General features: G+C 63.3%; 1 protein-coding gene. It reads left to right on the top strand.

The window, feature by feature from the left end; all coding sequences use genetic code 11:
• Nucleotides 1-39: 39 nt before the first annotated feature.
• A partial coding sequence (locus tag GGD65_RS39930) for an ISAs1 family transposase (protein ID WP_183238761.1) occupies nucleotides 40-1,028 on the top strand: 989 nt, incomplete at its 3' end.

The following is a 1,028-nucleotide window of genomic DNA, read 5'->3' as shown; positions in this document are numbered from 1 at the left end:
GGATTCTGAAGACGACTCCCGGAAGACGGAGGGGGTCGGATGCAGAAGTTCAGAAAGGCCTTTCGGCGGTTGCCGGACCCGCGCGCGGACAATGCCCGGCATGATCTGCTGGAAGTACTGTTCATCGCGTTGGCGGCGACGTTGTGCGGGGCGGATTCGTGCTCGGACATGGCGGACTTCGGACAGTCGAAGGAGGAGTTGTTGCGGCTCTTCCTTCGCCTGGAACATGGCATCCCGAGCCACGATACGTTCAGCCGGGTGTTTCGTCTGCTCAAGCCGCAAGCCTTCGAGCTCGCATTCCGTCACTTCATGGCGGCTTTTGCCAAGGCCAACGGCCTCAAGCTTACCGGGGTGGTGGCCGTTGACGGCAAGGCCCTGCGTGGGGCCTACGAACGCGGTCAAAAGGCCACCCCGCTGCACTTGGTCAACGTCTTTGCGGTGGATGCCCGCATGGCCTTGGCTCAACAAAAGGCGTCTGGCCGCAACGAGAGCGCAGGCGCTTTGGAAGTGCTGGAACTTCTGTCGCTGGACGGCTGTATCGTGACCGCCGATGCGCTGCATTGTACCCGCGCCTTTGCGGCTGCGGTGCGCGAGCGCGGCGGCGACTATGTTCTGGCGATCAAGGCCAACCGTGGGCGCCTGTTCACCGCGGTCACCCAACAATTTGCGCGCTCGGGCAAGCGCAGCGTCGTCGAGCAGATCGATCGTTCTACCCACGACCGGCGCGAAGTGCGCCGCGCCACAATCATGCGCAATACAAGTTTGGCCGGCCTCTATGGCTTTCCAGGTGCCGCCGCGGTGGGGCGCATCACCTCGCGCAGGCGCCTGCGCGGCCAGCGCGCCGATACGCCCGTCGTGCGGTACTATCTGCTGTCCAAATACATCTCCCCCAAGAGGTTGCTCCACGTCACCCGCAGCCATTGGGGCATCGAGAATCAGCTCCATTGGGTTCTCGACGTCCATTTCGCTGAGGATGGCAACCGCTCGCGCTGTGACCACGCCCCCGAGAATCTCGCCATTCTGCGCAG

The sequence above is a fragment of the Bradyrhizobium sp. CIR18 genome, from assembly GCF_014198295.1.
GTDB lineage: Bacteria > Pseudomonadota > Alphaproteobacteria > Rhizobiales > Xanthobacteraceae > Bradyrhizobium.
This window is presented reverse-complemented; position numbering and strand designations above follow the sequence as displayed.